The organism is Kitasatospora sp. NPDC057738 (assembly GCF_042798815.1).
GTDB lineage: Bacteria > Actinomycetota > Actinomycetes > Streptomycetales > Streptomycetaceae > Kitasatospora > Kitasatospora lactacystinica.
The window spans coordinates 104,486-112,475 of the sequence record NZ_JBHVJT010000014.1; the positions used below are offsets into that span (position 1 = coordinate 104,486).

Sequence of the window (7,990 nt, forward strand, 5' to 3'; positions counted from 1 at the left end):
GTCCTCGGCGGGGGTGGCGGGCCCCGCCGAGGACGGCGCGGGCGGGGGCGTCACGGGCGCCACCGGTGTCACGGGTTCGGGGACCGGGTCGGGCTCGGGGACCGGGTCGGGCTCGGGCTCGCGGACCGGGTCGGGCTCGGGCTCGGGCTCGGGCTCGGGCTCGCGGACCGGCTCGGGCTCGGGAGCCGGACCGGCCTCGGGGGCCGGGGCTTCGGGGGCCGCCTCGGGCTCCTCGCCGATCGCCTCAGGGAGCAATATTGTTCCTTCGCTGATTTCCCCCGGGGTCTCCGCCACGAAGGCCCCGCCCGAGGTCGACACCCTGGCGGCGGGCTCCGGCACCGTCACCGGTTCGGGTTCGGGATCGGGCACGGCCACCGGCGCAGGCTCCGGCTCCGGCTCCGGCTCCGGCTCCGGCTCCGGCTCCGGCTCCACCGCAGCCTCGGCCTCGACCTCGACCCGGGGCCACGGCTCCACCGCCGCACCTGCCGCCACCGACTCCGCCCCGATCCAGTCCAGCCCGTACAGCCGCGCGCAGAACCGCCCCACCGCCGCCGACTCCACGTCCAGCATCCCCGCCACCGCGAGCCCGAGCCGCGCCGCCCCGGTCGGGAGCGAGCCCAGCAGCGCACCGAGGTGGTCCCAGACCGTCTCCGGCACCGGCCGGCCCGGCGTGCCGACGACCAGCACCGGCCGCGCCGGGTCCGGCCGGCGCAGCCGGGGGCCGCGGTCCGCGGCGGCGGCCGGGCGCAGCCACAGTCCGGCCGCCACCGCCTCCAGCTCCCAGCCGGGGAAGGCCGGGTAGCGGGCCGTCCCGGGGGCCGGGGGCAGGTCGGGGCGGGTGCGCCAGCCGACGGCGGTGACGGTGCGTTCGCTCGGGCGGGCGACCAGCTCGGTGAGGTACGGTTCCCAGCCCTCGCCGCCGTCCGCCGCCACGTGGACGGTCCGCACGTCGGGCCCGGCGGCCCCCGCCGCACTCACCGGCACGCCGATCGCCGCCCGCACCTCCTGCCCGAGTGAGGCCGCCAACACCGCCGCCAGTTCGATGAGTTCGACCGGTGCGGCCCACGGCGCGCTCAGCACGAGGTGTTCCGCCCGTCCGGCCGTCTCCTGCAGCAGCACCGCCGCGTTGGCCAGTTGGGCGCCGCTGGGCAGCGGCCCGGCCGGTTCGCCGATGATCAGCAGCAGCCCGTCCCGCGGTGCGGCGGCCCGCTCCAGCACGGCGGGCCGGGCGGGCCCCACCCCCGCCTCGGTGACCCAGAACGCCCCGCCGGCCAGCGGGGTGATGGTCGCGGCGGCGGGCCAGCGGCCGCCGAGCGGTTCCGCTCCCCCGCCGGGCCGGCAGCGCCACCAGGTCCCGTTCACGGCCGGCAGGGTGCCGTCCGGCTCGACGCTGACCACCGCGTCCGGCGCGACGACGGTCAACCCGCAGCGCCTGGCGAGCAGTTCGGCGGGCCGGCGGCCGTCCGGGCCGAGTGCCGCCAGCCCGGAGGCGGCCAGCACCAGCACGTCGGCGTCGCGTTCGCGCGCGGCCCGGGCGAGGTCGTCCAGCGAGGCCAGCAGCACGGGCGCCGCGTCCTCGGCGGCGGCGAGCAGCAGCAGGGCCCGCGGCTCGGCCCGTACCGGCGCCAGTGCCTCGGCCAGGCCGTCCGCCTCCGCGCCGGGCGGTGCGATCACGTAGTGCGGGCCGAGCGCCCGCAGCGTCGAGGCGCCCATCACTCCTCCTCCGCCAGCTGCCCGGTCTGCACCTGCACGGTCCGCCGCCGGGTGATGTACAGGCCGCGGCCGGCCGGGAACTGGCGGGGCTTGAGGTTGCCGAACAGGTAGCCCTCGGAGGGCGGGCAGGACATCAGCAGGGTGGGCGAGTTGACCTCCTGGAGCTTGCGGATCAGCGGGTCGCCCAGCGACCGCCCGATGCCGTTGGCGCCGCGCGCGACGACCACGTGGAGGCCGATCTCGGTGCCCTGGGCGAGGTCCTCCAGCAGCACGTTGAAGGGGTGGCCGCCGCTGCCCGAGCCGACCAGGTCGTAGTCGTCGACGAGGATGAACAGCTCGGGGCCGGTCCACCAGTCGCGCAGCCTGAGCCGGGCGGGGGTGATGTCGGCGGGCGGGACGCGGTTCTTCATCGCCCGGGACGCGCCGTCCACGATCTGGCGGAGCTTGTCGACGGCCACCGCGTAGCCGAGCCGGTACTCCTCCGGCACCGCGTCGTACAGGCCGCGCCGGTAGTCGACCAGCATGATCCTGGCCTCGGCCGGGGTGTAGGCGGTGGTGATGGCCTTGATCATCAGCCGCAGCAGGTTGGTCTTGCCGGATTCGCTGTCGCCGACCACCAGCAGGTGCGGGTTCTCCTCGAAGTCGTGCCACAGCGGCGAGACCTCGGTCTCCTCCAGGCCGATCGGCACCCGCAGCCGGCCCTCGGGGGCGGGCAGCCGCCCGGCGTCCAGGACGAGCGGCAGCATCCGCACCTCGGGGGCGCGCGGCCCGGTCCAGTGCGCGGCGACGGCGTCGACCAGGTCGGCGACGCCCTCGCCGAGGTCGTCGGTGTTCCCGGAGCCGTCGATCCTGGGCAGTGCGGAGAGGAAGTGCAGCTGCTCGTCGGTGAGGCCGCGGCCGGGCAGCTTGGGCACCTTGGCGGCGGCCCGCATGTTGATCATCGAGTCGACGGAGTCGCCGAGCCGCAGCTCGAAGCGGGTCTGCAGCTGGTCGCGCAGACCGCCGGTGATCTCGCCCCAGCGGGTGGTGCCGACGACCAGGTGGACGCCGTAGTTGAGGCCGCGCTGGGACATCAGGGTGAGCGGCTGGACGAGGTCGTTGAACTCCTGGCGCAGGGTGTTCCAGCCGTCGACCACCAGGAAGACGTCGCCGTGCGTCTCGTCGGGCAGCTCGCCCGCGGCCCGCCGGCGGCGGAAGGACGCGACGGAGTCGATGCCGAGCTCGGCGAAGTACTTCTCCCGGCGGGTGATGATCCCGTTGACCTCGGCCACGGTCCGCAGCACCCGCTCGCCGTCGTGCCGGCCGGTGACTCCGCCGACGTGCGGCAGGCCGCGCAGCGCGGAGAGCGTGCCGCCGCCGAAGTCCAGGCAGTAGAACTGGACCTCGCGCGGGGTGTGGGTGAGTGCGAGCCCGGTGATCAGGGTGCGCAGCAGGGTGCTCTTGCCGCTCTGCGGGGCGCCGGCGATGCCGACGTGGCCGCCGGCGCCGGAGAGGTCGGCGGTGAGCAGGTCGCGCAGCTGGTGGAAGGGGCGGTCGACCACGCCGACCGGCAGGCCGAGGGTGCCGTGCCGGGCCCGGTCCTCGGTGGTGAGGCCGCGCTCGGGGTGCGGTACGAGCGGCGGCAGCAGCTCGTCGAGGGTGGGCGGGACGTCCAGCGGCGGCAGCCAGACCCGGTGGGCGGGCGGCCCGGCGTCGCGGAGCCGGCCGGACGCGATCTCCAGCAGCGAGCCGGCCGAGACCTGCTCCTCCTCGGTCTCGGCCGCCGCCACCGGCAGCTGCCGGGGCATCACGTACTCGGTGCCGTACGCGACGACCTGCCCGGCGATGGCGGCCTGCTGGGCAGCACGGCGCTTGGGGCGGTACGGGCCGGAGACGTACGCGGCCTTGAACCGGGTGAGGGTGGAGATGTCGCTGCGCAGGAAGCCGTTGCCGGGCTGGGAGGGCAGCTGGTAGGCGTCCGGGACGCCCAGCACGCCGCGGCTCTCCATCGCCGAGAAGGTGCGCAGGCCGATCCGGTAGGACAGGTGGGACTCCAGGGCGCTCATCCGGCCCTCGTCGAGCCGCTGCGAGGCCAGCAGCAGGTGCACGCCGAGCGAGCGGCCGAGCCGGCCGATCATCACGAACAGCTCCATGAAGTCCCGGTGCGCGGACAGCAGTTCGCTGAACTCGTCGACCACCACGAACAGCGTGGGCAGCGGCCGCAGCGCGGTGCCGGCGGCGCGCGCGGTCTCGTAGTCCAGCAGCGAGGCGTACCCGGCCTCGCGCAGCACCTCCTGGCGGCGGACGAGTTCGCCGTGCAGGGCGTCGCGCATCCGGTCGACCAGGGCGGCCTCGTCGGCGAGGTTGGTGATCACGGCGGAGGTGTGCGGCAGGGTGTCCAGGCCGAGGAAGGTCGCACCGCCCTTGAAGTCGACCAGGACGAAGTTGAGCACCTCGGAGGAGTGGGTGACGGCGAGCGCCAGCACCAGGGTGCGCAGCAGCTCGGACTTGCCGGAGCCGGTGGCGCCGATCAGCATGCCGTGCGGGCCCATGCCGCCCTGGGCGGACTCCTTGAGGTCCAGGTCGACGGGCCGGCCGTCCGGGCCGAGGCCGAGCGGGACGCGCAGCCGCTGCGGGATGCCGCGCTGCGCCCAAAGGGCCTCGACGTCGTGGGCGTGCAGGTCGGGGATGCCGAGCAGGGCGGTGAGGTCGAAGTCGGTGGCGAGCGGTTCGGCGGCGTCGACGCCGTCGGCGATCCGGTAGCGGGCGAGCCGGGCGGCGAGGCGGGTCGCCGCGGGCAGGGGGAGTCCGTCGGGGCGGCCGAGGTCGGTGACGACGTCCTTGCGGTTGCGGTCGGCGCCGACCATGGTGAGCCGGCCGTCCTCGATCCGCAGCCGCAGGGTGGTGCGGGCCGGGCGCCACTCCAGGGAGTCGGCGAGGTCGATCAGGACGGCGTTGCGGTAGCCGGCCAGCGCGGCGCGGCTGCCGGAGTGGGCGCCGGGGCCGTCCAGGACCAGGACGGTGAACGGCTCGTCCCGGGCCGGTACGGCGTCCGGCTCGAAGCCGGGACGGCCGGTGAACTCCTCGCCGAGCAGCTGCTCGACCTCGCCGAGGCTGCCGGCGACCAGCCGGACCGGGCCCGCGCCGTCGGTGTCGGTCGGGTGCAGGGCGTGCGGCAGCCACTTGGCCCACTCCCACTCGGCCCGCCGCTCGGGGTCGGTGACGACGGCGATGCACAGCTCGTCCGGGCCGTGCACCACGGCGAGCTGGGCCAGCACCGCCCGCACCAGCGAGCGGGCGGCCTCGGGGTCGTCGGAGCGCAGCAGCAGGTGGGCGAAGCCGCGCAGGTGGATCGCCATCGGCTGGTCGGCGAGCGTGCCGTAGGCGTGGATGAAGCGGCGCAGCGCGTGGGCGCAGAGCGGCTCCAGGTCCTCCACCGGCTTGGTGGCCAGCGGAGCGAGCGGGGTCGCCAGGCGTTGGGCGCCGAGCGCGATCCGGACGTCGCTGAAGTCGGGGTGGGAGGCCCGTCGCTCCCACAGCCGGGTGGTGCCGACCAGCGAGCCCAGTTCGGACGGTGCCGGGTGCCGCCAGGCCAGGGCCTTGCGCTGGGCGTCGATCGAGCGGCGCACCTGACGGCGCATCTGGGAGAGGTAGCGCAGGTAGTCGCGGCGCTCGGCGCGCAGCTGCTGCTTGCGGTCGCTGGAGCCGCGGATCAGCTGGGTGACCAGCATCCCGACGGCGGACAGCGCCATCATGCCCATCGCGACGTAGCTGAGCATGCCGCCGCTGCCCTCGCCGCCGCCCGGGTGCAGGAACATGAACACCATCGACAGCGAGCCGAGCGCCATCGGCGCCATGCTGATCACGCTGGCCATGCCGCTCTGCTTCTCCGGCAGACCCGGCGGTTCCTGGAGCTGGATCTCGCCGTCCGGCATCTCGGGCCCCGGACGCCGGGGCGTCCGGTTGATCAGCTCCACGCTCACTCAGGGCTCCTTCTCACCACGGCCGTTCCCTCTGGGTGACGGACGGCACGGCACCGGAGGTTCAGCGGTGCGGGGTTCGGCCGCGGCACACCGGTTGAACGCAGCACGCCGGGCAGGCCGTTCATCCGGGCGGAGAGGCGGACCACCGCCCAGCGAACCGGAGGACCGGCGTGAGCAGCAGTGTCGTGGCAGGACTGTGCCGATTGAGGTTCCATGCGCCGGGGACGGCCTTCGAGCTGGCCGTCCCCGCCGATGTGCCCCTGGCCGACCTGCTGCCCGCCGTCCTCGGGCACGCCGGGCCCGGGCTCGCCGAGGAGGGCCTGGAGCACGGCGGCTGGGTGCTCCAGCGGCTCGGCGAGGAGCCGCTGGACGAGGAGCGCACCGCCGAGGCGCTCGGCCTGCACGACGGCGACGCCCTGTACCTGCGGGCCCGCCACGAGGCCCTGCCGGAGGTGCACTTCGACGATCTGGTGGACGGCGTCGCCACCGGCATGAACGAGCGCGGCGACACCTGGCGCCCGGCCCTCACCCGGGTCCTCTCGCTGGCCCTGGCGCTGACGGCGCTGGCGGCCGGCTGGGTGCTGCTCGCCCTGTCCGGCCCGGCCGCCCCGCGCGAGGCCGCCGCCGCGGCGGTCGCCGTCCTGCTGCTGCTCGGCGCGGCCAGCGCCTCCCGGGCGATGGCCGACGCGGGCGCGGGCGCCGCGCTGGGCGCCGCCGCCGTCCCGTACCTGGCGCTCGCCGCGCTGCTGCTGCCGAACGGGCCGGGCGGGTCCGGCGGGGGCGGCGGGGGCGAGCTGCTCGGCGCCCGGATCCTGGCGGCCTCCTCGGCCGGGGCCGGGGCGGCGGTGCTGGCCCTGGCAGCGGTGGGGGCGGCGGCGCCGCTGTTCCTCGGGGTGGCGCTGGTCGCGCTGCTCGGGGTGCTGTCGGGGGTGCTGGTGCTGGCCGGGATGACGCTCGCCCAGCTGGTGGCGGTGGTCGGGGTGGTGGCCGTGCTGGTCGGCGCCTTCGTGCCCTCGCTGGCGTTCCGGCTGTCCGGGCTGCGGCTGCCGATGCTGCCGCGCAACGCGGACGAGCTCCAGGAGAACATCGAGCCGGTCCCGGCCGCCGCCGTGCTGCCCCGCGCCCTGGTCGCCGACGACTACCTGATGGCCCTGCACACCGCGATCGGCGCCGTCTGCGCCGTCTGCCTGACCGTGCTGCCCTTCGCCGACGGCTGGGCCGGCCCGGCCGAGGCCGGCGCGCTGAGCCTGCTGCTCCTGCTGCACGGACGGGCCGTCGGCAGCATCCGCCAGCGCCTGGCCGTCCTGCTGCCCGGTGTCCTCGGCGGCCTGGTGCTGCTCACCCGCGCCGCCGCCGGTGCCTCCACCACCGACCGGCTGCTCCTGCTCGCGGTCCTGCTGACGCTGACGGCCGCCCTCCTCGTCGCCGCCTGGACCGTGCCGGGCCGCCGTCTGCTGCCCTACTGGGGCCGCCTCGCGGACGTCCTGCACACCCTGTGCGCGCTGGCCCTGCTGCCGCTGGCGCTCCAGGCCTGCGGGGTCTACCACACCCTGCGCGGCCTGGCCGGCTGAGCCGGGCGGGGATCCGCGGGCCCGTCACCGTCCCCCGGTGGCGGGCCCTTCCGCTGCCCGGCCCGGTACGGGCCGGCTCAGCCGAACGGGCGGAGCGGGCCGCCCCGGTCGCCGGCCCGCTCCCGGGCGTCGAGGGCCGCCCACAGGGGGCCGGGCTCCAGCCTCATCGCGGCCGGGGCTCCCGGGTTGACGACGATCCCGAGGCCGGGGGGCAGCCGTTCGAGCAGCGTGCCGGGGCCGACCACCGCGTGCCCGGGGCTTCCCGCGGCCTCCAGCCAGGAGCGCGCGGAGAACACGACCACGGCCGGTTCGCCGTCCGGGAGTCCGAAGCCGCCGACGGTGCCGAACTCGTCCAGCAGTACGGCGACCCGGGCCGAGGCGAGCGCGCGGTAGACGTCGTCGCCCGGCCCGTACCCGGTCGCGGCCAGCTGGACGGCGGCGTCGACCGGGTCGGTCGGTGCGGGCCACTCGCGTGCCAGCGGCGACGGGCGGTACTCCGCGTTCGGCGCGAACTCCTCGACGGAGCCGTCCTCGCCCGCACGCCACCGGCCGATCACCGCCCAGTCCGGTGGCTGCCCCTCGCCCTGCCAGTTCGGGTCGACCAGCCCGATCCACTGCCCCGGCGCGGCCCGGGCGGCGGCCAGGATCCGCTCGGGCACCGGCGCCATGTCGGGTGGCGCCGTGCCGGGTGGCGGCGTGGCGGCCGTCGGTTCGTCGTGGCCCTGTCCGGGATCGGTCATCGCG

Annotated in this window: 3 protein-coding genes and 1 pseudogene; 1 reads left to right on the forward strand and 3 read right to left on the reverse strand. The window is 76.4% G+C overall.

What is annotated here, in order from left to right:
* A pseudogene (locus ACFVGO_RS10500) lies at window positions 1-1,713 on the reverse strand (hypothetical protein); the annotation flags it as partial.
* Window positions 1,713-5,675: a type VII secretion protein EccCa gene (eccCa, locus tag ACFVGO_RS10505; protein ID WP_380631371.1), complete on the reverse strand. Its 3,963-nt coding sequence runs from the start codon at window positions 5,673-5,675 to the stop codon at window positions 1,713-1,715. The pseudogene ACFVGO_RS10500 and the gene eccCa, both read right to left, overlap by 1 nt.
* A 203-nt stretch (window positions 5,676-5,878) precedes the next feature.
* Here eccCa and eccD point away from each other — a divergent pair, with 203 nt between their 5' ends.
* Entirely contained in the window at window positions 5,879-7,246 is a 1,368-nt protein-coding gene (gene eccD, locus ACFVGO_RS10510; protein ID WP_380631372.1) for a type VII secretion integral membrane protein EccD, read from the forward strand.
* 77 nt (window positions 7,247-7,323) lie between these two features.
* Here the strand turns inward: eccD and ACFVGO_RS10515 are convergent, their stop codons facing one another.
* Window positions 7,324-7,986, reverse strand: coding sequence for a type VII secretion system-associated protein (locus ACFVGO_RS10515; RefSeq protein WP_380631373.1), 663 nt, complete (start codon window positions 7,984-7,986; stop codon window positions 7,324-7,326).
* Window positions 7,987-7,990: the final 4 nt, after the last annotated feature.